The 21,508-nt window shown below is 39.4% G+C and carries 23 protein-coding genes, 4 tRNA genes and 1 riboswitch; of the genes, 12 read left to right on the top strand and 15 right to left on the bottom strand.

The window, feature by feature from the left end; genetic code table 11:
- Positions 1–41: 41 nt before the first annotated feature.
- The 6 genes from J580_RS11550 (at position 42) to lysM (ending at position 3,712) form a co-directional block, all read left to right on the top strand.
- Positions 42–602 carry a YceD family protein gene (locus J580_RS11550; protein WP_002120393.1) on the top strand — a complete coding sequence of 187 codons (561 nt, stop codon included), beginning with the start codon at positions 42–44 and terminating at the stop codon, positions 600–602.
- A gap of 74 nt (positions 603–676) precedes the next feature.
- Positions 677–862 carry a 50S ribosomal protein L32 gene (rpmF, locus tag J580_RS11545; protein WP_000290730.1) on the top strand — a complete coding sequence of 62 codons (186 nt, stop codon included), beginning with the start codon at positions 677–679 and terminating at the stop codon, positions 860–862.
- Between the two features lie 151 nt (positions 863–1,013).
- Positions 1,014–2,000 carry an ACP S-malonyltransferase gene (gene fabD, locus J580_RS11540; protein ID WP_002120357.1) on the top strand — a complete coding sequence of 329 codons (987 nt, stop codon included), beginning with the start codon at positions 1,014–1,016 and terminating at the stop codon, positions 1,998–2,000.
- The gene (gene fabG, locus J580_RS11535) at positions 1,997–2,731 is read left to right on the top strand and encodes a 3-oxoacyl-ACP reductase FabG (RefSeq protein WP_032004263.1); all 735 of its coding nucleotides are present in this window, start codon (positions 1,997–1,999) and stop codon (positions 2,729–2,731) included. The genes fabD and fabG overlap by 4 nt, the downstream gene beginning before the upstream one ends.
- Before the next feature lie 84 nt (positions 2,732–2,815).
- Positions 2,816–3,052: an acyl carrier protein gene (gene acpP / locus J580_RS11530; protein ID WP_001279871.1), complete on the top strand. Its 237-nt coding sequence runs from the start codon at positions 2,816–2,818 to the stop codon at positions 3,050–3,052.
- Positions 3,053–3,238: 186 nt separating this feature from the next.
- A complete protein-coding gene (lysM, locus tag J580_RS11525) occupies positions 3,239–3,712 on the top strand; it encodes a peptidoglycan-binding protein LysM (protein WP_032004261.1) in 474 nt (157 codons plus the stop codon).
- A 44-nt stretch (positions 3,713–3,756) separates the two neighbouring features.
- On the opposite strand, the gene J580_RS11520 is transcribed toward lysM, so the two are convergent.
- The gene (locus J580_RS11520; protein ID WP_032004260.1) at positions 3,757–4,524 is read right to left on the bottom strand and encodes a hydroxymethylpyrimidine/phosphomethylpyrimidine kinase; all 768 of its coding nucleotides are present in this window, start codon (positions 4,522–4,524) and stop codon (positions 3,757–3,759) included.
- Between the two features lie 97 nt (positions 4,525–4,621).
- Here J580_RS11520 and J580_RS11515 point away from each other — a divergent pair, with 97 nt between their 5' ends.
- Complete coding sequence (locus tag J580_RS11515) at positions 4,622–5,296, top strand: HAD-IA family hydrolase (RefSeq protein ID WP_014205944.1); 675 nt, start codon at positions 4,622–4,624, stop codon at positions 5,294–5,296.
- A gap of 58 nt (positions 5,297–5,354) precedes the next feature.
- Here the strand turns inward: J580_RS11515 and ribB are convergent, their stop codons facing one another.
- Positions 5,355–6,014, bottom strand: coding sequence for a 3,4-dihydroxy-2-butanone-4-phosphate synthase (gene ribB / locus J580_RS11510; protein ID WP_032004259.1), 660 nt, complete (start codon positions 6,012–6,014; stop codon positions 5,355–5,357).
- 90 nt (positions 6,015–6,104) lie between these two features.
- Positions 6,105–6,255, bottom strand: a riboswitch (FMN riboswitch).
- 176 nt (positions 6,256–6,431) lie between these two features.
- Between ribB and J580_RS11505 the strand changes: the two genes are divergently transcribed.
- On the top strand, positions 6,432–8,216 hold the full coding sequence (locus J580_RS11505; RefSeq protein ID WP_032004258.1) for a DUF2157 domain-containing protein: 1,785 nt from the start codon (positions 6,432–6,434) through the stop codon (positions 8,214–8,216).
- The gene (locus tag J580_RS11500) at positions 8,213–8,773 is read left to right on the top strand and encodes a GDYXXLXY domain-containing protein (RefSeq protein WP_017387239.1); all 561 of its coding nucleotides are present in this window, start codon (positions 8,213–8,215) and stop codon (positions 8,771–8,773) included. The genes J580_RS11505 and J580_RS11500 overlap by 4 nt, the downstream gene beginning before the upstream one ends.
- A gap of 45 nt (positions 8,774–8,818) precedes the next feature.
- On the opposite strand, the gene panD is transcribed toward J580_RS11500, so the two are convergent.
- The 11 genes from panD to J580_RS11450 all read right to left on the bottom strand — a co-directional run bounded on the left by panD (position 8,819) and on the right by J580_RS11450 (position 14,892).
- Positions 8,819–9,199 (bottom strand): aspartate 1-decarboxylase, encoded by a 381-nt coding sequence (gene panD / locus J580_RS11495; RefSeq protein WP_002120296.1) that lies wholly within the window; start codon positions 9,197–9,199, stop codon positions 8,819–8,821.
- Between the two features lie 131 nt (positions 9,200–9,330).
- Positions 9,331–9,912 (bottom strand): aminoacyl-tRNA hydrolase, encoded by a 582-nt coding sequence (gene pth, locus J580_RS11490; RefSeq protein ID WP_002120328.1) that lies wholly within the window; start codon positions 9,910–9,912, stop codon positions 9,331–9,333.
- 20 nt (positions 9,913–9,932) lie between these two features.
- Complete coding sequence (gene rplY / locus J580_RS11485) at positions 9,933–10,229, bottom strand: 50S ribosomal protein L25 (protein WP_002120443.1); 297 nt, start codon at positions 10,227–10,229, stop codon at positions 9,933–9,935.
- A 96-nt stretch (positions 10,230–10,325) separates the two neighbouring features.
- On the bottom strand, positions 10,326–11,276 hold the full coding sequence (locus J580_RS11480; protein WP_002120445.1) for a ribose-phosphate pyrophosphokinase: 951 nt from the start codon (positions 11,274–11,276) through the stop codon (positions 10,326–10,328).
- Positions 11,277–11,312: 36 nt separating this feature from the next.
- Positions 11,313–11,387: transfer RNA gene (locus tag J580_RS11475), tRNA-Gln, on the bottom strand.
- A 91-nt stretch (positions 11,388–11,478) separates the two neighbouring features.
- Positions 11,479–11,553 (bottom strand) — tRNA-Gln (locus J580_RS11470).
- 20 nt (positions 11,554–11,573) lie between these two features.
- Positions 11,574–11,648 (bottom strand) — tRNA-Gln (locus tag J580_RS11465).
- A 26-nt stretch (positions 11,649–11,674) separates the two neighbouring features.
- A tRNA-Gln gene (locus tag J580_RS0104210) sits at positions 11,675–11,749 on the bottom strand.
- Positions 11,748–12,581 (bottom strand): 4-(cytidine 5'-diphospho)-2-C-methyl-D-erythritol kinase, encoded by an 834-nt coding sequence (gene ispE / locus J580_RS11460; protein ID WP_032004257.1) that lies wholly within the window; start codon positions 12,579–12,581, stop codon positions 11,748–11,750. Before ispE ends, J580_RS0104210 begins: the two co-directional genes overlap by 2 nt.
- A gap of 18 nt (positions 12,582–12,599) precedes the next feature.
- Complete coding sequence (lolB, locus tag J580_RS11455; protein ID WP_005070955.1) at positions 12,600–13,178, bottom strand: lipoprotein insertase outer membrane protein LolB; 579 nt, start codon at positions 13,176–13,178, stop codon at positions 12,600–12,602.
- 4 nt (positions 13,179–13,182) lie between these two features.
- Entirely contained in the window at positions 13,183–14,892 is a 1,710-nt protein-coding gene (locus tag J580_RS11450; protein WP_212750313.1) for a tetratricopeptide repeat protein, read from the bottom strand.
- A gap of 88 nt (positions 14,893–14,980) precedes the next feature.
- Between J580_RS11450 and hemA the strand changes: the two genes are divergently transcribed.
- Complete coding sequence (gene hemA, locus J580_RS11445; protein WP_032004255.1) at positions 14,981–16,264, top strand: glutamyl-tRNA reductase; 1,284 nt, start codon at positions 14,981–14,983, stop codon at positions 16,262–16,264.
- Here the strand turns inward: hemA and J580_RS11440 are convergent.
- Both J580_RS11440 and J580_RS11435 read right to left on the bottom strand, forming a co-directional pair.
- A complete protein-coding gene (locus J580_RS11440) occupies positions 16,261–18,129 on the bottom strand; it encodes a DNA primase (protein WP_032004254.1) in 1,869 nt (622 codons plus the stop codon). The two genes, hemA and J580_RS11440, sit on opposite strands and share 4 nt — an antisense overlap.
- Positions 18,130–18,286: 157 nt before the next feature.
- Positions 18,287–19,450 (bottom strand): outer membrane protein assembly factor BamD, encoded by a 1,164-nt coding sequence (locus tag J580_RS11435; RefSeq protein WP_032004253.1) that lies wholly within the window; start codon positions 19,448–19,450, stop codon positions 18,287–18,289.
- A 71-nt stretch (positions 19,451–19,521) separates the two neighbouring features.
- Between J580_RS11435 and rluD the strand changes: the two genes are divergently transcribed.
- Together rluD and pgeF are read left to right on the top strand one after the other, a co-directional pair.
- Entirely contained in the window at positions 19,522–20,574 is a 1,053-nt protein-coding gene (gene rluD, locus J580_RS11430; protein ID WP_032004252.1) for a 23S rRNA pseudouridine(1911/1915/1917) synthase RluD, read from the top strand.
- A 10-nt stretch (positions 20,575–20,584) separates the two neighbouring features.
- The gene (pgeF, locus tag J580_RS11425) at positions 20,585–21,322 is read left to right on the top strand and encodes a peptidoglycan editing factor PgeF (protein ID WP_032004251.1); all 738 of its coding nucleotides are present in this window, start codon (positions 20,585–20,587) and stop codon (positions 21,320–21,322) included.
- Positions 21,323–21,508 lie beyond the last annotated feature (186 nt).

The raw sequence follows: 21,508 nt of genomic DNA, 5'->3' as shown, positions 1-21,508 counted from the left end.
TGACAGAGTACCGATGAATTTGTAGAATTGCCGCCTTAATTATGTCAGCAAATACCTTTCCGGCACAGATTGAGCCGTTTAAATGGGCTGAACAAGGCTTTACATGGTCAGGTCAACTGCCCTTGTCTCGCTTTGCTCGTATCGCTCGTGAAGCTGTTGGATCAATTGATAACCAATTGATCAACATAGACTGTAAGCTATCAATGGATGCATATCATCGCATTGTGTGGATGGACGGTCACATGGACACGAAAGTTCCAATGGAGTGCCAACGTTGTTTGGAACCTGTTGAAATGCCTCTTGTCTTAGACTTCCATATTGCATTAGTGGATGATGAGTCACTGATAGAGCGCTTGGATGAGGATGCTGATTTCATCGTTTTAGGTGAAAGTGAGTCTTCGACGAAAGGCGATTATGATACGCCTGCCTCGATTAACTTACTCGCATTACTAGAAGATGAACTGTTATTGTTGATGCCTTTATCTCCCAAGCATGATGCTTGTGAACATAAACATCAACCTACCATTCAGAATGTTGTCGAAGAAAAACGGGATAATCCGTTTGATGTTTTGGCAGGTTTGAAGGGTAAACTTAACTCATAATTTGTGTTATAATTATGAGATAAGACAACTGAATTTGTTCTGATCCATTTTTTCGATCTTTGTAAGGAGCCATCATGGCCGTTCAGCAAAACCGTAAAAGTCGCTCTCGCCGTGACATGCGCCGTTCACATGACGCTTTAACCGAGAATGCATTAACAGTAGACCAAGCAACTGGTGAAACTCATCGTCGTCACCACGTGACTAAAGACGGTTTCTACCGTGGTCGTCAATTATTCGCTAAAGCAGCTGATGCTGAATAATTGCATGATATGCATTAAGCGTGATGCTTAAGTATAGAAAAAATGGGAGCGAAAGCTCCCTTTTTTTGTTGTTTTTCGCAATTATAAATATATAAATAACATGTTAAATTTCCGCTCCAGAAATGAGTGAAAACCCAAAAAAGGATTTCTTATGTCTGCTAAACGTCTTGAACAAGTAGCTTTAGCCACAAAAACTGCATTTGTGTTTCCTGGTCAAGGTTCACAAAAAGTCGGTATGCTTGCTGAACTAGCAGAACAGTTTAGTGGGGTCGGGCAAACTTTTGCAGAAGCTTCAGATGCTCTTGGATTTGATCTTTGGCATATTGCACAAAGTGGCGAAGGTCTCGACCAAACAGAAAATACCCAACCTGTGTTATTAACTGCCAGTATCGCTTTATGGCGTGTATGGCTTGATTTAGGTGGTCTGGCACCTAAATACCTTGCAGGACATTCACTAGGTGAATACAGTGCATTGGTAGCTGCAGGCTCTATGAGCTTGGCGGATGCAGTTAAATTAGTTAACTTGCGTGGCAAGCTCATGCAAAGTGCTGTACCTCAGGGTCAGGGGGCTATGGCTGCAATCCTTGGTTTGGCTGATGAAAAAGTGGTTGAACTTTGTCAAACCGTGAGTGCATCAGGTGAAGGTTCTGTAGAAGCTGCAAACTATAATTCACAAGGTCAAGTTGTGATTGCAGGAAGTACAGCTTCTGTACAAGAAGTCATGGCTTTGGCAAAAGAGCAGTCAGCTAAAGCAATTGCTTTACCAGTGTCAGTTCCTTCTCATTGTTCGTTGATGAAACCTGCCGCTGAGAAATTTGCAGAAGCTTTGGAACAAACTGCCATTGAGCTACCTACCATTCCTGTAATACAAAATGTCAACGCGGGAATAGCTACCGATGTTGCTCAATTGCGTCAGGCATTAACTGCACAATTGTACCAATCAGTACAATGGACACGTACCATGCAGTCTCTACAAGACCAAGGTATTCAATACATTGTTGAGTGTGGTCCAGGTACAGTATTGAGTAACCTCGCAAAGCGTTTACCAAATATTGAAAAAGCTTTTTCTATTGATAGTAAGAGCAAAATGGAAGATGCCCTAAATGCTGTTTTAGTGGCAGAAGGAAAAATTGCATGACACAAGAACGCAAAGTTGCATTAGTAACGGGCGCGAGTCGGGGTATTGGCGCTGCCATTGCCCAGCAACTTATTCAAGACGGTTATTTTGTTGTAGGTACTGCGACTTCTGAATCTGGTGCACAAAAGTTAAGTGATAGCTTTGGTGAACAAGGTGCAGGTTTGGTGCTCGACGTGCGTAATCTCGATGAGATTGAAGCAGTCGTTTCTCATATTGAACAGAACTATGGTCCTGTACTTGTTCTAGTTAACAATGCAGGTATTACGAAAGACAATTTGTTGCTTCGTATGTCTGAAGATGATTGGGATGACATTCTCAACATTCACCTTAAAGCAGTTTATCGTTTATCTAAACGTGTGCTTAAGGGTATGACGAAGGCACGTTTTGGTCGAATTATTAATATCAGTTCTGTTGTAGCTCACTTTGCAAACCCAGGCCAAGCGAACTATTCTGCTGCTAAAGCAGGTATTGAAGCATTCAGCCGTAGCCTTGCAAAAGAGATGGGTAGCCGCCAAATTACTGTAAACAGTGTGGCGCCAGGTTTTATTGCAACAGAAATGACAGATGCACTTAGTGAAGACATTCGCAAAAAAATGAGTGATCAAGTGGCTTTAAATCGCTTAGGTGAGCCACAAGATATCGCAAATGCGGTGAGTTTCCTTGCAAGTGATAAAGCAGGTTACATTACCGGTACGGTATTACATGTAAATGGTGGTTTATACATGGCCTAACGCCGATGTATAAACTTTTAAAAATTTTTATATTCAATTAAACTAGTGGCAAATTAAACGCCACAAGCAATGAGGAGAATTCCTGTGAGCGATATCGAACAACGCGTTAAACAAGCGGTTGCAGAACAACTTGGTCTTAAAGCTGAAGAGATTAAAAACGAAGCATCTTTTATGGATGACTTAGGTGCTGACTCTTTAGATTTAGTTGAACTTGTTATGTCTTTCGAAAACGACTTCGACATCACTATCCCTGATGAAGATTCTAACGAAATCACTACAGTTCAATCTGCAATTGACTATGTAACTAAAAAACTTGGTTAATTCGCATATTGCTGAATAAAAAGAAGGCCACCGTAAGGTGGCTTTTTTTATTTTAGAAAAAATTTAAGAGATACATATTTTTACAAGATCAACCTCAATTGATAGCAGAGGTATAACTTTTTTGAAGTATAACAATAAAGGTCAGTTTAATGACTTTACTATAAACAATAATATGAGGACTAAAAGATGGGTCTTTTTGATTTTGTAAAAGGTATTGGCAAGAAAAATACCGCACCAGCAGAACCACAACCAGCTCCAGCAACACCAGCAGAACCTTCTGCACAAGAAGTTGCAAATAAATTATTAGGTTTAATTAAAAGTTTGGGCTTAGGGGTAGAAGGCTTATCTGTAACCTATAACGGTACTACTGATACCGCAATTATTAAAGGGCAGGTAAAAAGCCAAGCAGATAAAGAGAAAATTATTCTTATTGTTGGAAACATTGATCATGTGGCTCAAGTAGATGACCAGATGACAGTGGCAACTCCTGAACCAGAAAGTAAATTTTATACAGTGAAATCTGGTGACAACCTTTCAAAAATTGCGAAAGAAGTTTACGGTGATGCAAATCAATATCCAAAAATCTTTGAAGCAAATAAACCAATGTTAAAAGATCCTGATGAGATTTTCCGGGGGCAAGTTTTACGTATTCCTCAATAATTAAGATTAATAAAAAAGGCGCTTTAAGCGCCTTTTTTGTGCTTTTAAAAACGCTTTGGAATCTTTTGTCCGTTTGGTACAGGGGTGTCTGCATTTTTTAAAACACCAAATAACCATGTTTCAGCATGCTGTACTGCAATTTTTAAAGAATCACCTAAAGCTAAACGGCCAGCGATAAAGCTAGCTAAAGAACAACCTGAACCGTGATATTCACCTTCAAGGCGAGGACAGCTACTACTCGCTGCTAGTTCACCATCGATATATAAACTATTTTTAATATGATCTGGTGTATCTTCATGTCCACCTTTCACTAGAACAGCTTTAGCACCCATTTCAAAAAGCTTTTGAGTGGCTTGATCTAAATCAGTAATACCTGTTAGAGCACGTAATTCAACGGTATTTGGAGTAATAATTGTGGCTAGAGGAATAAGTTCAACGAACGCTTTAACGAGAGTTGCCTGATCACCTAAAGAGCCGCCACTGTTTGCGACTAAAACAGGATCAAGTACATATTGATAGTCAGGATGAGCACGTAAAAATTCAGCTAGTGCCGCAATATTATCTGTCGTTCCAAGCATGCCTGACTTAACACATTTAATGGGTAAGTCACCTACAACTGCATTTGCTTGTGCTAATAAAAGTTCTTTTGAGGTTGCTTCGAAGCCAAATACTTGTTGTGAGTTTTGAATGGTGAGGGCAGTACATGCAATTGCTGCGTGGGCACCACTTTGTCCAATTGCTTCGATATCGGCTTGTAAACCTGCACCACCTGAAGGGGCTAAACCCGAGAAACAAAGTACGGTTGGACGCACGGTTATTTCCTTTTCAATTTAAATTTACGTTAGTATAAGAGAGTTTGATTAAACTCTCGACCAATTGAATTAAATACTTTACTGGGTTAATGATTGAATGGCTATAAAACATATTCTGATTGATTTAGATGGAACCTTAACAGACCCAAAAGTTGGAATCCATACTTCAATTCGCTATGCAATGGAGAAATTAGGCTATCCATTGGCTGCTGATTTAGATATTGACTGGACAATTGGCCCACCATTAAAGCCATCACTCGCAAAATTATTAGCTACTCAAGATGATGCTTTAGCTGAACAAGCTTTACTTGCTTATCGCGAGCGTTTTTCGGTGGTTGGCCTGTTCGAAAATGAAGTATATCCATCTGTTGCAAAAACGCTTAGCGCTTTAAAAAAAGAAGGATATCGTTTATTTGTTGCAACTGCTAAACCAACGATTTATGCAAAACGTATCTTGGACCATTTTGAATTAAGCCAATACTTTGTACATATCTATGGGAGTGAGTTAACGGGTGAGCGCACAAATAAAGCTGATCTTATCCATTATATTCTTGAGCATGAGCAATTAAACCCAGAAGAGTGTTTAATGGTCGGTGATCGTCAATATGACATTTTGGGTGCTCGTCATAATGGTATTGAGGCGGTAGCGGTGACGTATGGTTACGGAACAGCAGAGGAACTTGCTCAAGCACAGCCAAAGGCAATGATTAAGCAATTTTCTGAGCTTTTGGACTATGTTGAAGAACTGGCAACACAAAAGAAAGTTTCTTAAATATACGTAAGTTTTAATTTGAAGGTTTGGCTTTGATCTAAAGCCAAACCTTTTTTATTTAAATACCGTGTTGCTGGCGGTATTGAACAAGTTCTTCAATCGTAATCACCGTTAAGTGATGAGTTTGAGTATATGCTAAAACTTGAATGCCCGATGCCATCGTGCCATCTGGATTGGTTAATTCACATAACACACCAGCAGGTTTTAAACCGGCTAATCTTGCTAGATCAATTGTTCCCTCGGTATGACCTCGACGAGTAAGGACTCCACCATTACGTGCACGTAATGGGAAAACGTGACCCGGACGATTTAAGTCACTTGCAACAGCGCCATCTTTAATAGCAGTTTGAATAGTTGTTACACGGTCTTTAGCAGAAACACCAGTGGTAACGCCTTGAGCTGCCTCAATGGTCACTGTAAAAGCGGTATGAAACTGACTCGAGTTTTGAGAAACCATTGGAGGGAGTTCTAGATGATCTGCTAGCTCTTCTGTAAGGCATAAACATACGATACCTGAGCCATCACGAATCATACGTGCCATTGTTTCTACCGTTAAAGTTTCGGCTGCAACAATTAAATCTGCTTCATTTTCGCGATCAAAGTCGTCCATAACCAAGACAGGCTTGCCTTGACGGATATCTTCTAATGCTTGTTGAATGCGTTGCTCAGCAGGAGAGAGGGCTGAGAAAAAAAGTTCTGGTTGAATTAAGCTAGACATAATGAAACGCTCTCGTAAAAATACGGTTGAACATTTCAGGACTGATGTAAAAACAGGCTGGCACTGAAATAAAACGGATTTATCCCAGTTCGTCGTCTTCTTTCATCCGGACTATACCGTCGGCTTTGGAGTTTCACCAAATCTGCTCAAATTACACAATTTAAGCTCGTGGGCTTGTTAATCTATTTATAAAAATTAACTCTACCACCGGTGGGGAATTACACCCCGCCCTGAAGCGATGGGTTTTATTATAGCGCGCTTGATAAAATTGGCTAGATGCTTTTATAGAATGCTAAGTTTCTTTATGAATAAGCATTTTCATAAATCGAAATAGGCTTTTTAACAAGAGCTTACTTGTTGATATGAAAATGGAATGCTATGTTTTTTATAGAAAATTATAAATAAAATAGGTGTTTCATGCAGATAAGAGACTATTATCCTCTGACCAATAGCTCGTTTATTCAGCATCTCCATATTTTCAGTTATGTATTTATGGCGGTAAGTATTCTGTATTTAATTGCTGCCAACTGGTTGATGCTTCCAGACAGTATTCAACTCGCTATCCCGCCCGTTATATTACTTGTAACAGCATGGTTCAGCACAAAAGATACTTTAAGCGATGGGGTTAGGCAGACCTTACATAGCGTTTGTGGTTTGATGATAGGTTTAAGCTTGGCTGTTATTGGACAGGTTTATCAAACTGGTGCAGACAGTTATTTGCTTTTTTTAATTTGGACATTGCTTTTACTGCCGTGGTTATATCGACCGAATATTGGAATCTTTGCTTTAATTTGTATTACCAGTCAACTTACACTTTTTTTATTTTTTAAACAGACTTTCTGGTCTGAAAAGTTTCCTTATTTATATTTAATCGCTCTAAATTTATTAAGCCTTATTGAGTTTTGGGTATGTATAAAGAAATATCGTGCTTTAAGGTTTGTCTTTATCGCTTGGTTCGCCGTTATTTCGATTATTGGAATGATTCAATATTTATCGAATGAGAATATTCCTTATCTAATTTCTGCCTTCTTTTCAGGAATAATCGCTTTTTATTATTTCTTCAAAAAAGACGATCAGCTATGTGCTAGTTTGATGGCAGCTGTTCTTGGTGTGACTGCAACGATATGGCTTGTAGATGGGATTAATAACCTATTTAAAGACTCTAATGAGTTCATATTTTTATTGATTGCAGGCATTATTTTTATTTGGTTTGCGCTGATTAGCTATCTTTTAATAAAAATTTTTCGTCAAAGCCGCTTTTATATCATTCCATTGGCAATTGGTGCTTGGCTTGCTGGCTTGGCACTTGCAGCTTTTACGCTGGTGTTTTGGGAAGCTATTTCTTTAGTTATTGGAGTTGTTTTTGTTGGATTGGCGTTTATTCTTTTAAAGAAATCACAAAGCTATTTCTTTCGGCAATTTGCCTATTGTTTGTTTATCAGTGGGCAGACCGCTTTCTTATTTCATCTTGGTTCAGAAACAGATCAAATTCTATGGGTTTTAATTGCACAGATTTTTATTCTATGTATCAGTTGTTTTCTTAAACCACATTGGTTCTTCATTTTAATTCAAATGCTTGCTACGTATGGCATAGCTTTTATCTATTTGTTACAACTGGACCATTCATTGTGGTCGATACATTCTACTCAGACTTATTTAAATTTAACTTTGCTCAGTTACTTGGTTTTTAGTTTGGTACTCTTACCTAAGAAGAAATCAATAGCTCTATATGAGCGTAGTATTTTTTTATGCGTGCTGGTCGTAATTCTTGTAGCTTCTTTTTTCGATACTTTTATGGGGGTGGTACCAGAAAATTCGATAGATCAACAGGTATGGGTTTTATATTTGCTACCTGCTATCTGGTTACTTTGCTTTAGTATTTTTCATTCATATCGACAACTTAAGGCACTCACTTTTTTCGCCTTTTTAATATTTGGTGTGTTCCTTATTGTGTTGGGATATTTTGAAATTTTCATCCTACTTATTATTTTAACGTGGGCATTAAAAAAGAAAGATTATCTTGCGTATGGAGTGAACTTAACAGTATTCGTTTTTGTGTTCTGGCAGCTCTATTACAACCTACAAATAACTTTTCTAGCTAAGAGTGCATCTATTTTTATTTCGGGCATTGTTTTGTTGGCTCTGTCTCGGTTACTTCAACGTGAAAATAAAAATGATTTTGTTAAAGGAGAGAAAGAATGAAAAAGTATTTTTCTCTTATTCTTGCCGTTATCACGCTATTATTTTTTGCAGGTTTAGTAGCGAAAAACGAATGGCATTTGCACCATAGTAAAAGTATTTTCATTGAGCTTAAGCCAGTTGATCCTCGTTCAATTTTACAAGGTGACTATATGGCACTGGCTTATGAATTACATTTACAATCTCTTAAAGCTCTTGCAGGAAGTGAAGGTGAGGCTCTGGAACAGGTGATTTTTAATCGCTCTTCCGTTCCCGCAAAAGTTATTTTGGATTCACAAAATCGCGTAGTTCGTACCATTTTAGATATCAATAATTCATTTGCTGGGCAGAGGTTAATTTTAAAAAATCCTGAAAATCGTTTGCAGGCTTTATATCCTGCCTCTCGCAGTTTCTTGTTTGCAGAAGGCTTGGCTCAATGTTATGAAAAAGCCAAATATGCTGAATTTAAGGTAAATCCTGAAGGAGAGGCGATATTGTTCGAATTACGAGGAGAGCAGCTTCAACCATTAAATTGTGAAAAACAAAAGAACTGGTGGGAAGGAACTATTAAGGATTTATAAAATAATAAAAGCCCGTCAATGCGGGCTTTTTATTCTTAAAATAAATTAGGCAACTTGAACAGGAATGCAATTCGCTGTGTGGTTGACTGTATTATTTGGATTAGCATATACCAAACGTGGTTTATGAATATTTGCTTCAGCTTCAGTAAAATCACCAAATGTAGCAATAATTACTAAATCGCCAACGTCTGCTTGATGTGCAGCACCGCCGTTTACTGAAATAATTCCAGAGTTATCTTCACCACGAATCGCATAAGTTGTGAAGCGTTTGCCATTGGTTACATTCCAAACATGAATTTCTTCATATTCACGAATACCAGCTAAGTCCATCAATACGCCATCAATTGCACAAGAACCTTCATAGTGAAGTTCAGCATGGGTTACAACTGCACGGTGAATTTTGCATTTTAATAAACGAGATAGCATGGCTAGCGTCTCCTGAGTAGACCTAAGATGTAGATCTTATGGTGAAATCTTTAGCTTTTGCGGTTGGCAAAGTGGCTGATGCGCATTTTGCTCCTAAAAAAGCAAGATAGCAAGCATGATTGTTCAACAATTTAAGTGGGTTTATATGCATTAATTTGATTCATGGCCTGTGGAACTTGTCCTTGAACAAGTAGCTTCACTTTAGAAAGGGCATGATCAATTGCTGCATCCATCAGACTTTGTTCACTACTTGGTGCTTTTCCAAGTACGTGACCTGAAACTTTCTCTTTCGAGCCAGGATGTCCGATACCAATACGTAAACGGTGAAAATTTGGACCAATATGAGGGACAATGTCACGTAAACCGTTATGACCACCGTGTCCACCGCCTGTTTTAAGACGAATTACACCAGGGTTCATATCAAGTTCATCATGAGCAATCAAAATTGCTTCGGGAGCAATTTGATAAAATTTTGCAAATGGAACTACACTTTGTCCAGAACGGTTCATAAATGTAGTGGGTAGAAGTAGACGGACATCGTGTCCTTCTATATTACCACGTCCACTGATTCCGTGAAATTTCGGATCATTTTTTAATGTAATGCCATATTTGTCAGCAAGCTGTTCAATGAACCAAAAACCTGCATTATGGCGGGTTTGGGCATATTCTGAACCAGGATTGCCCAAACCAACAATTAGCGAAATATTTGACACTAATCTACGCCTTTAAACACTTATGCGCGTTTGAAGTCAGCGTGCATAGGAGTGTTTTTAGATGGGTGGCGTTGTAACGCTTGGATTTTAACGTTTTCAACTTTGTCGCCCACTTTGATTTCTACAACTTCTTCAAAGAAAGCATTGCTTTCTAAAGCTTTTACAAGCTCACGAAGTTCTAAAGTAACAGTTACAGGCTCAGCGTTGCCACCATAAATGATAGCTGGAATTAAAGCTTCGCGACGAAGGCGGCGGCTCGCACCTTTCCCTTGTTTGTCTTCAGCACGCGCTTGAGCGTTTAATACGAAGTTTGCCATGAGTAAATCCTCATTAAAGTTTAAAAGACTAAACTTGCGACCAGTTTAGTGATAGAAAACCCCAGCCAAGGCTAGGGTTTATAAAAAGCTGCAATATTATAAACTATCGAACATTGCACTGATAGACTCTTCGTTATTAATACGACGAATCGTTTCAGCAACCATGCTAGCAACAGAAACCTGACGGATCTTGCCTAAGGTCAATGCTTCTTCAGAAAGAGGAATGGTATCAGTCACAACCAGTTCATCAATAACTGAATTACGTAAGTTTTCAATAGCCTTACCTGATAGTACAGGGTGAGTTGCGTATGCAACTACACGACGTGCACCAAATTGCTTAAGCGCATCAGCTGCTTTACACAATGTACCAGCAGTATCGACCATATCGTCTACGATAACGCAATCACGATCTTTTACGTCACCAATTAAGTGCATAACTTGCGACTCATTGGCTTTTTGACGACGTTTATCAATAATTGCTAAATCGATGTCACCCATCTGTTTGGCAACAGCACGAGCACGTACTACACCACCAACGTCAGGAGAAACCACCATAAGGTTGTCATGTTGTTGTTGACGTAAGTCAGCAAGCAAAGCAGGAGTACCGTAGATGTTGTCGACTGGAATATCGAAGAAACCTTGAATTTGGTCAGCATGTAAGTCGATCATCACGACACGATCAATACCAACAGTGGTAAGCATGTCTGCGACAACTTTAGCTGTAATCGGCACACGTGCAGAACGTGGACGACGGTCTTGGCGAGCATAACCAAAATAAGGGATAACAGCGGTAATACGACCAGCACTTGCACGACGCAAAGCATCTGCCATAACCAAGATTTCCATAAGGTTATCATTGGTAGGGGCACAAGTAGGCTGAACGATAAATACGTCTTTACCACGAACATTTTCAGTAATTTCTACTGAAATTTCTCCATCAGAAAAGTGACCGACTGATGCAGCACCTAGAGGGATATGTAAGTGACTTACGACTTTTTGAGCGAACTGTGGATGAGCATTTCCACTAAAAACGACAAGATTGGGCATGAAGCACCCTTGGCGGTTGGTATGTAATGAAATAGATGGCAGGGGCGGCTGGATTCGAACCAACGGATGCCGAGATCAAAACCCGGTGCCTTACCACTTGGCGACGCCCCTAATGCGGCAGAACTTTAATATTTTTGCAATGCAATGTCAAGATTAATCAACAAAAAGCATAGCAATTAAGTCTGTCTTTAAAATAAGAGAATGGCAGGGGCGGCTGGATTCGAACCAACGGATGCCGAGATCAAAACCCGGTGCCTTACCACTTGGCGACGCCCCTAAATTCGATGATATATATGATGGCAGGGGCGGCTGGATTCGAACCAACGGATGCCGAGATCAAAACCCGGTGCCTTACCACTTGGCGACGCCCCTAATATAATCATCATTACAGGTGAGGTTGGCAGGGGCGGCTGGATTCGAACCAACGGATGCCGAGATCAAAACCCGGTGCCTTACCACTTGGCGACGCCCCTAACGTGTAACCTTAAAATGATTAAGAGGAGATTCATTTAAACTATTTACCAAGTAAGATTTACATGGTGAATGCTTAAGAATTTCATCAATATTCATTTCATTCGTTACTTCAATAAAAACACAAGCACCTGTACCTGTAAGCTTTGCTTGACCAAATTGATCTAAATATTGCATTGCTTCTTCTACTTCAGGGTATAACTGCCGAGCCAGTGGCTCAAAGTTATTTCCAAAATTAGAAGGTTCTAACTGATAGGCGCAAAATTTAGTGGTCTTAGAGTCTCTTGTCAATGTTTTTTGTGAAAAAAGCAATTGAGTGCTGATAAAACAATCAGGTTTTAAAATAATGAACTGTTTTTGATCTAAGTCTATGAATGATAAATGTTCACCGATGCCTTCAGCCCATGCATTTTTACCATAAATAAAAATTGGAACATCAGCACCGAGCTTTACACCGTAGTCCGCAAGTTGTTCTTGCTTTAGGCCACATTCCCATAATTGATTTAACACAATAAGCGTTGTGGCGGCATTAGATGAACCGCCGCCTAGCCCCGCGCCCATTGGAATTTTTTTTTCAATTTTGATGTGAAAGCCACAAAATTTTTTCGCATGTGGTTTTAGTATTTGAGCTGCCCGATAAATCAAGTTTTCTTCAGCTCGAACTTCACTTAACCCATCGATTTTGATTTCTTCGCCCAAAGTCGGTGTAAATGTCATCCAATCATATAAATCAATCAGTTGGAAAATGGTTTGTAGCTCATGGTAACCATTCTCACGTCGGCCTGTAATATGTAAAAACAGGTTGAGCTTAGCAGGGGAAGGAACTCGAATCATAGATTTATATAATTAGACTTAGCGGTTTTGGATGACCATTGTAATACGGTTTTCTTTATCTTCAGCAAGAGCTTGCTTTAAAACCAGTTTGTTTGGCAAAGTTTGTTCACCATCGTAACTGAAATTAACTGTCCAGCCATCTTCAATCAGTTGACTCACTCGATTTGCAGCGTCTTTCGTAATTTGAGCATTTAGCGTTGCTGGTTTTGCTAAAATCCAGCTCGTTAAGTGCGTAATTGGTGCTTGCCAACCCGTTGCTCGCTCTAAAAGTTCTTCTGGAGAGGCTGCGCTAATAAGTCCTGTTTTAGAACTATTTAAAGTTACTTCGCCCGGTTTACCCTGAATTTGGGTTTTTCCAACGCCTAAAATACCGCTTAATTCGATATCAAAATTATCTTGCTGTTGAAGCCAAGTAAAAAAAGCACTACCAGTTTGCTGTGGTGTACGAACCCCAATCTTACCTTGCAAATTAAAGTGTTTTTCGTCTTGAACTTGTTGGGTAACCGCAGGTTTTGGTTGAGTAAAATGCTGACAACCGGTGAGAAATAATACACTTGATCCACAGATCGCTGTGCACAGTTGGGCAAATTTGCTCATATATTTAACTCTTTTTTGCAGATGTAGGTAAAATTAACGCATCAAGCTGTTGTAATTGTGGATCATTGGCATGTTTTTGTTTCAGTTGTTGTAACACTGCGCTAAATTGAGTGAGTGACCCTTGCATATACAAAGCTTTAGCATAACGAATGCCAATATTTATATTATGGCTAAGTTCATACGCTTTGCCTAAGGCTTCCGCCGCAGCTTCATAATCATTCTGTAAAAATGCAATATAACCTAGAGTATCAAGAATTGAGGCCTGTTCAGGCGCATATTCTAATGCTTGCTCTGCATACTGACGTGCTTCTTTTAAACGACGGTTTTGCAGTGCCAGTGTATAAGCATATGCATTTAGATACGTTGGGCTGTTGGGCTCAAGTTGTAATAATTGTTTTAAGGTTTTGTCCAGCTTGTCACGGTCCGTATATGGATCAAGTAATAAAACTTCCGCATAAATCAGTTCTGGGTCGTCGGGTAGGTTTTTAATTGCTTCATCTAATAGATTTAGTGCAGCTTTTTTATTGCCCATTTTCTTTAAGATCTCAGCTTGGGCTTGATATAAGAAACTTGCATGTTGAGGATAATTTACTCGTTCTTGAGTAAGGAACCGTAAAGCATCGTGTAAATTTTCTTGTTTATCATATATTGCGATCAAGTTTCGTCTAGATACCACATATAAACTGCCATCAACTAAACGATAGTAAGCTTTTGCAGTTTCATAATGCTGTTTACGCTCTGCATTAATGGCTAAGTAGTAATACGCTTCATTTTGATATTTTGCCGAGTTTCGTAGGTCAATAAGATATTGTTCCGCTTTGTCATATTGCTTTAAATCAATACTTGTTAAGCCTGCAATAAATAAGGCTTCTTCAGCTTTAGGGTTGGTTTCTATAATCTTTTCAAGTTTTTCTAACGCAAGCTGAGATTGGTTAATTTGTATGAGATAGCGGATTTCAGCTAATCGAATATCTAAATTTTTCTTATTTTTACGACTCGACTTTGCATACCATTTAAGCGCACCTTCTTGATCGCTGAGAGCAATAAGTAAGTTTGCTTTCATTAAAATAAAGCTCGTTACTTTAGGACGTCGACGTAATGCTTTGTTAATGTTGGTTAGCGCAGTTTGTAATTGGCCATTTTGAGCCTCTAAATTGGCGATGAGTGCCAAAATAGAAGGATTGTCTTTTTCTGCGCTAGAACGTAAAGCTGTTAATAGTACTTCTCGATCTTGCGCATTTTCTGGAGCAATGCTGGCTAAAATTTGTTCTAAATCAGCAGTGGGATCTATCTTTAAGATTTTATCTAATGTCTCAGCAGCAAGCTGATATTCGTGCGTTTTTAAAGCAATGTGTGACAAATAAAATAAAGCTGGTACATCTTTAGGCTCTTGAGCTACCCAATGAGTAGCAATATTTAACGCAGCTTGTAAATCATTATATTCAAGTGCAACGTCTAAAGCTCTCTGCTTAATTGATGTAGAGTTGCTTTTAATTGCGAGCACTGTGTAATTATGCAAAGCGTTTGGAATATCGTCATAAGCTAGAGCAAATTCAGCGACCATCGTTTGCTCTAGTGCCTGATCAAATGAATGCACGGCATAGGTCTCTTGCACAGGACGTGCATAGACATACGAGGACATGCTACCTAACAACAAGAATGTGGTAGAATACTGTCTTATCGAAGCACCGTTAAAATTAATACGGCTATTCATTTGACGCAATTTTTATTGATCCAAAGTAATGCTTTTTATGACACCGATGTTGCACAATAGCATAAATTTAGCGAAATGATGATCTGATATGTCTTTCTTTGCATTGGGTGTCAACCATCAAACAGCTTCTGTAGAACTCCGCGAACAAATTGCTTTCAATGCAGAGCGATTAAGTCGTTTGCTTGCCGAACAACGCCATCACCAAAGCCTAAAGGATTTGGTGGTCGTCTCGACCTGTAACCGTACAGAAGTTTATGCCATGGCTGAAAACGCCGAAAGCCTTCTAAAATGGTTAGCCGATGCCAATAATATTGATGTAAAGCAGTTAATTCATCATGTTTATCGTTACGAGAACACGCAGGCAATTACACATTTAATGCGAGTAGCGAGTGGTCTAGACTCTCTTATGCTAGGTGAGCCACAAATTTTAGGGCAGGTCAAAAGCGCTTTGGCATTGTCTAAAGAAGCGCAAACGGTCTCTCCTGAATTAAATAGTGTTTTTGAATACGCTTTCTATGCAGCTAAACGGGTACGTTCCGAAACAGCGGTAGGTAGTCATGCTGTTTCAATGGGTTATGCAGTTGCACAACTGGCCTTACAGGTTTTTAGTAAGCCTGAAAAGCTTACTGTTATGGTGGTTGCTGCGGGTGAAATGAATAGCTTGGTGGCTAAACATTTGGCTGAAATGGGTGTCGCGAAGATTATTATTTGTAATCGTAGCCGTGAGCGTGCTGACCAGCTGGCTCAGGAGATTGCACATCAGGTTGAAGTTGAAATCATTGAGTTTTCAGCATTAGCAGAGAATTTATATCGTGCTGATGTCGTGTCGAGCTGTACTGGAAGTTTATATCAAGTTATTGCTTATTCTGATGTTAAGGCTGCATTAAAAAAACGCCGCTACCAACAAATGTTAATGGTTGATTTAGCGGTACCACGTGATATAGATCCTAAAGTTGAAGCACTTGATGGGGTCTATTTATATGGTGTCGATGATTTACAAAGTGTGATTGATGAAAACCTTGCTCAACGTCGTCAGGCGGCTGTTGAAGCAGAGGTCATGGTTAATCAATTAGCTACTCAGCTTATTACGCATCAAAAGGTTAAAGAGGCGGGTAGTACAATTCATGCTTACCGCCAGCACAGTGAAGAGATTAGTCAACAAGAGCTTACACATGCGTTAGAAGCTTTGCATCATGGTGAGAATGCCGAACAGGTGTTACAGCAATTTGCTCATCGTTTGACGCAAAAACTTATGCATCCCACATCTATCTTGTTACGTGAAGCTGCTAAAGCAGAAAATCCTGATTATTTTGAATGGTTACAACAGCATTTACAGGATGTATTTGATCATGAGCGTAAGCCAAAACATTAAGACAACAACTTTAAGCTAATTTGTTTTGTTAACTCATTGAGCTGTTGTCTTAGATTTCTTGATTCAATTAAAGAAATCGGTGATTTCAGCTTCTGACGTAAATATCTTTCTTGCAAACTTAATGAATATTCTTTAGCTAACTTATCAGCTACTTCAGGTGCCTGTGTTAGTGCTTGAATATTTGTTCTTTGCATAATATCGGCGATTTCATGGCAGTAACTACTACATGCACCAAGCACATAATAAGTTGCCAGCTCTTGATCATCCGGTAAATCATCAAAAATACGGTTTAAGATTGCCAGTACTTTAGCCAATAATTCATCTTGCTGAATATAAGCCCGTAATCCTTCGAAATGAATATAAAGAAAAGGATGATGCATTAAAATTGCAATCGCAAAATCTTCGTCTTTGGTTTGAATGTTAAAAGATAAAGATGCATCGTGGCTGATTTGTGGGGTAAAACGTTTACCTAGTCCGAGTTTTTCACGGAAAGATTGAGTAAGCAAATAGCGGAAAGAACCTTGTTTAGGTAAGAGTTCAGTTAGTTCTCTGAGTTCTCCCATGACTAAACTTTTCCCTTCAGGCGTACTGATATCGTGTTGACCTGTTAAGTGCGCAAACACGAAATCGGACAGAAGAGGGGCTTGTTGTAATAGTTTTTGAAAATTTTCGAGTCCTTCTCGACGGATGAGAGAGTCTGGGTCGTGATCATTGGGTAGAACAAAAAATTTGAGTTCGCGACCATCATTAAGAAGTGGTAAAGCAATTTCTAAAGTTCTGCGTGCTGCTTTTTGACCTGCTGCATCACCGTCAAAAGCAATCGTAATACGACTATTTTGTTTAAATAAAATATTAAGATGTTCTGTATTACTTGCGGTACCTAACGTTGCTACAGCTCCAGTAATGCCATACTGCTGAAGCGCAATGACATCCATATAGCCTTCAACCATTAACCAATCGCTAGATTTAAGCTTTCTACCTTCATAAAGTCCGTAAAGTAGCTGATTTTTATGAAAGACTTCTGAGTCCGGCGAGTTAATATATTTGGGTTTTATTTCATCATTTAAAGCACGCCCACCAAAACCAACCACTCGGCCTTTAGGGTCGCGAATTGGGAAAATGACGCGGTCACGTAACAAATCAAAATCACGCCCATTATCACTTGAGCGGATAAGTCCGAGTTGTTTTAAACCGTCAATATCATAAGGAAAAGCTTTTTCTAGGTGTTGCCAGTCTTCTGGAGCATAGCCTAAGCGCCAAAATTGAATCGTCTGATTGGTTAGTCCACGCTGTTTAAAGTAATTTTTTGCCTTTTGACTATGAGGTAATTGTTGTTCATAGAACTGAGCAACATTTTCCAGTAAGTCATATAAATTACCTTCTTGAACGGGTTCATCAAAGCTAAACGGCTGTTCGAACTGAGCAAAAGGATCATCAAAAAATACGGGTTCAAGCGTGTTGTAGCTTTCATCTGATGGCTGCTGTGAAGTTACAGGCTCAGCCGTATTTGTTTTAGTAACAGGTGGCTTTGTAACCTGACGGGTATAAGATAGTTTTTTATTCTCAGTATTATCTTTGGGTAATTCAATTCCAGTACTGCTCGATAATTCTTTCATTACCTCAATAAAGTTTCGGTTATCAATATCCATAAGAAAACGGATTGCATTTCCGTTAGCCTGACAACCAAAGCAGTGATAATACTGTTTGTCACGGTAGACATGGAATGATGGCGTTTTTTCTTGATGAAAAGGGCAACAGCCGGAATATGTACGTCCGGTTTTTTTCAATTTCACACGCTGACCAATCAGATCGACAATATCTGTGCGATCTAAAATTTGATCAATCGTATGCTGTGGAATTGCCATAATTCAGATAACCGTATTAAAACTTGATGAGACAGTGAGTCAGAATATTCTGACATGATGAATCGAGATATGCCCAATAAATATTTTAATATTTTATAAAAACAAACAGGCAAGTGATATCACTTGCCTGTTTGTTGATGTTTTTTAAAGCTTAAACTTATTGAGCAGCGTCATCCGCACCTTGTGTTGCCTCGTCTGATTGAACATCAGTTGAAGCTTCAGTAGAGGTTACAGCTGGTGCAACAGTTGTATTTTCTGCTGCTTGTGACTCAGGTTTGTCTAATAAACCGAAGCTTAAACGGTTTGTCCAACTACGTTCAGACTTAGGAGCTTCAACAGGTGTTTGTTCTGGTGCTTCAGTTTCTTCTTTATCTGAATTACCAATTAAACCAAAACTAACACGGTTGAGGAAACCACGTTTTGGAGCTTCTGCTTCAGTTGTGCTCTCTGGCGTTGCAGCAGTCGATTCACGACCGAAGATACCTAAAGTTGCACGGTTGATCCAGTTACCTTCTTTACGAGCAGCACGCATGTTAACTGTGCCGTCTTTTTTCACAAGGCTTGGATAATTAAGCTTTAAAACTTCAATATATTGTTGCGAAGTAGCTTTATCACCTAACTTGTCATAGCTATATGCCAAAGTAGCTAAAGCTTCTGGAATTTGAGGTGTTTGTGGATAGTGTTCAATCACCCATTGCGAACGTTCTGCAGCGGCGATCCAAGCTTTACGTTTAACGTTGAAGCGGGCAGCAGTCATTTCATTTTCGGCAAGTTCTTGCCCAATGAATTTCATACGCTGAGCAGCATCGACAGAATATTGGCTACTTGGGAAACGACGAATTAAATCAACAAAGTTTTGATACGCAACTTTTAAATAACTCACGTCACGATGTGACTGTTGCAAAGAGGTATAACGCATCAAACTGTCGTAGTTTTGCTCCATATTGGCAACAGCACGAACATAATAAGCATAATCCACATTTGGATGTTGAGGATTTAAACGAATAAAACGTTCTGCTAAGGCAATCGCGCCTTCATAATCTTTTTGTTTAAATTTCGAATATAGAAGTTCAAGTTGTGCTTGTTGAGCGTATTGTCCAGTCGGATAATAAGTATCGATTGCCTCTAAAGACTTGGTCGCATCAAGATATTGACCACGGTCAAGCGACTTTTGGGCCTTTTCGAAGTAAGCTTGTTCACTAGATTGAGGGCCAGTATCGACCACTTCTTTTTTACTTGGATTGCTGCTACAGCCCACAAATGCAGACGCTACGCCTAAAGATAAGGCAAGCATCGTAATTTTATAACGTGGTAGCGACATAAAAACTCCTCTGTTATGTTGGGCAATGAGCTACAATTGCGCTATTAAACCACTTTTATCTCAATGATCAAATGACTTCAGCACAATCTTCAAACACAAACTTCTCTGAAACCGACTTCAATTTACTTGAAGATTCTGAGGATGCAGATAACCATACTTCTGATACAACTGCAACACGTTTATCGTTGCAAGTTCAGCTAGATGAAACCTATCTGGGACAACGTATCGATCAGGTAGCAGCTTTGGTGTGGAGCGAGTTTTCGCGTGAAAAGCTCAAGCAATGGTTGAAAGATGGCCATCTGTTGGTGAATGGTAACATTGTCAAGCCTAAGCACCGTTGTGAAGGAACTGAGCTGCTTACGCTTGAAGTAGAGCTCGAAGCCCAGACGACGAGTCAACCTGAAAATATTCCACTTAATATTGTCTATGAAGACGATGATATTTTAGTCATTAATAAGCCAGTAGGCATGGTGGTACATCCAGGAGCAGGCAATAGTTCTGGAACTTTAGTGAATGCTTTGCTTTACCATTTCCCAAAATTGGCAGAACTTTCGCGCGCTGGTTTAGTACACCGTATTGATAAAGATACCAGTGGTTTACTGGTTGTCGCTAAAAGCCTAGAAGCTCAATTTTCTTTAAGTAAACAGTTGGCAAATAAAACGGTTTACCGTGTATATGATTTGGTTGTTTATGGAAATATTATTGCTGGCGGTACGATTGATGAACCAATCAAACGCCACCCAGTTGACCGTGTGAAAATGGCAATTTTACCGGGTGGGCGAGATGCGGTAACTCACTACAATGTAAAAGAACGCTTTAAGGATTTTACTCGTGTACAAGCTCGTCTTGAAACAGGACGAACACATCAGATCCGTGTGCATTTTAGTTACATTGGTTATGGCTTGATTGGCGATCAGGGTTATATGAACCGTGTACGAGTGCCAGCTGGTGCATCTGAGTTGCTCATTGAAACTTTACGTGGTTTTAAACGTCAGGCATTGCACGCAGCGAAATTGGGCTTGAAACACCCTCGTACTGGTGAAGAAATGCTGTTTGAAGCGCCGTGGCCTGAAGATTTTACACATTTAGTGAATGTGTTGCGTTCAGAAAACGCTGCATATTAAGGACGTGCATATGGAATTTGTTCAAGGTTTACCTCAAGGCGTATTTGTAGGGCAGACACGTGTTCAACATCCTTTGGCATTACCAACGGATCAACTTGAATTATCTGGCTTTAATCTGGCTTTACATGTCAAAGATGAGCCACAGCGTGTTCAACAGCATCGAATGATATTGTTAGATGAGTTTGCGAAATTTGGTGTTAAAAAAATGACATGGATGACTCAAACGCATAGTACGATTTGCCATACTGTAAATGAACAAATTCCTTTTAAAGCTTTAATTGGCGATGGTTTGGTCACCCAAACAAAAGGCCATGCTTTAATGATGATGACGGCTGATTGCTTACCTGTCGTGTTGGGAAATGCTGAAGGCAGTGAAGTTGCTAATTTGCATGCCGGTTGGCGTGGTTTGGCTGGTGGCATTATTGAAAATACAGTGGCCGCTATGCAGAATCCTCCAACTTGGGCATGGTTAGGGGCTGCAATCAGCCAACCTTGTTTTGAAATTGGGGCTGAAGTAAAAACTGCTTTTTGTGATAAATATCCAGAGTTGGAAACAGCCTTTGTTGAGGGCGTGGCTCCAAATAAATTTCATGCAGACTTATATGCCATTGCTCGCTTTATTTTGCAAAGTCTAGGTGTGCAACAAGTCTTAGGTGGAGATCAATGTTCTTATCAACAGGGTGATGAATATTTTTCTTATCGTCGTGATGCGAAGACAGGACGTATGGCCACGTTTGTTTTTATATAAGTTTTGATCACCGCCTTAAATGACTCTCTTATTTTATAACCGCTAAAAATAAGAGAGTTTTTTATTTAATTTAAAAATACTTCTATAGTATGCGGTAGTAAAAACCTTATATTTCATATTTATAGATGAAGGTTTAGCAAGTGTTAATAAAATGATAAAATAGAAAAAATCGCTCAAAATTTTAAT

Origin of the sequence: Acinetobacter sp. 1542444 (genome assembly GCF_000581835.1) — a bacterium.
GTDB classification, from domain to species: Bacteria; Pseudomonadota; Gammaproteobacteria; order Pseudomonadales; family Moraxellaceae; genus Acinetobacter; species Acinetobacter pittii.
The sequence above is the reverse complement of the archived record's forward strand: the minus strand, read 5'-3'. Positions and strand labels throughout refer to the sequence as shown.

Excerpts from the sequence above, each read along its gene's own strand:
- J580_RS11550 (WP_002120393.1), top strand. The coding sequence starts at position 42 with ATGTCAGCAAATACCTTTCCGGCACAGATTGAGCCGTTTAAATGGGCT.
- rpmF (WP_000290730.1), top strand. The coding sequence starts at position 677 with ATGGCCGTTCAGCAAAACCGTAAAAGTCGCTCTCGCCGTGACATGCGC.
- fabD (WP_002120357.1), top strand. The coding sequence starts at position 1,014 with ATGTCTGCTAAACGTCTTGAACAAGTAGCTTTAGCCACAAAAACTGCA.
- fabG (WP_032004263.1), top strand. The coding sequence starts at position 1,997 with ATGACACAAGAACGCAAAGTTGCATTAGTAACGGGCGCGAGTCGGGGT.
- lysM (WP_032004261.1), top strand. The coding sequence starts at position 3,239 with ATGGGTCTTTTTGATTTTGTAAAAGGTATTGGCAAGAAAAATACCGCA.
- J580_RS11515 (WP_014205944.1), top strand. The coding sequence starts at position 4,622 with ATGGCTATAAAACATATTCTGATTGATTTAGATGGAACCTTAACAGAC.
- ribB (WP_032004259.1), bottom strand. The coding sequence starts at position 6,014 with ATGTCTAGCTTAATTCAACCAGAACTTTTTTTCTCAGCCCTCTCTCCT.
- J580_RS11505 (WP_032004258.1), top strand. The coding sequence starts at position 6,432 with ATGCAGATAAGAGACTATTATCCTCTGACCAATAGCTCGTTTATTCAG.
- J580_RS11500 (WP_017387239.1), top strand. The coding sequence starts at position 8,213 with ATGAAAAAGTATTTTTCTCTTATTCTTGCCGTTATCACGCTATTATTT.
- panD (WP_002120296.1), bottom strand. The coding sequence starts at position 9,199 with ATGCTATCTCGTTTATTAAAATGCAAAATTCACCGTGCAGTTGTAACC.
- rplY (WP_002120443.1), bottom strand. The coding sequence starts at position 10,229 with ATGGCAAACTTCGTATTAAACGCTCAAGCGCGTGCTGAAGACAAACAA.
- J580_RS11480 (WP_002120445.1), bottom strand. The coding sequence starts at position 11,276 with ATGCCCAATCTTGTCGTTTTTAGTGGAAATGCTCATCCACAGTTCGCT.
- ispE (WP_032004257.1), bottom strand. The coding sequence starts at position 12,581 with ATGATTCGAGTTCCTTCCCCTGCTAAGCTCAACCTGTTTTTACATATT.
- lolB (WP_005070955.1), bottom strand. The coding sequence starts at position 13,178 with ATGAGCAAATTTGCCCAACTGTGCACAGCGATCTGTGGATCAAGTGTA.
- J580_RS11450 (WP_212750313.1), bottom strand. The coding sequence starts at position 14,892 with ATGAATAGCCGTATTAATTTTAACGGTGCTTCGATAAGACAGTATTCT.
- hemA (WP_032004255.1), top strand. The coding sequence starts at position 14,981 with ATGTCTTTCTTTGCATTGGGTGTCAACCATCAAACAGCTTCTGTAGAA.
- J580_RS11440 (WP_032004254.1), bottom strand. The coding sequence starts at position 18,129 with ATGGCAATTCCACAGCATACGATTGATCAAATTTTAGATCGCACAGAT.
- J580_RS11435 (WP_032004253.1), bottom strand. The coding sequence starts at position 19,450 with ATGTCGCTACCACGTTATAAAATTACGATGCTTGCCTTATCTTTAGGC.
- rluD (WP_032004252.1), top strand. The coding sequence starts at position 19,522 with ATGACTTCAGCACAATCTTCAAACACAAACTTCTCTGAAACCGACTTC.
- pgeF (WP_032004251.1), top strand. The coding sequence starts at position 20,585 with ATGGAATTTGTTCAAGGTTTACCTCAAGGCGTATTTGTAGGGCAGACA.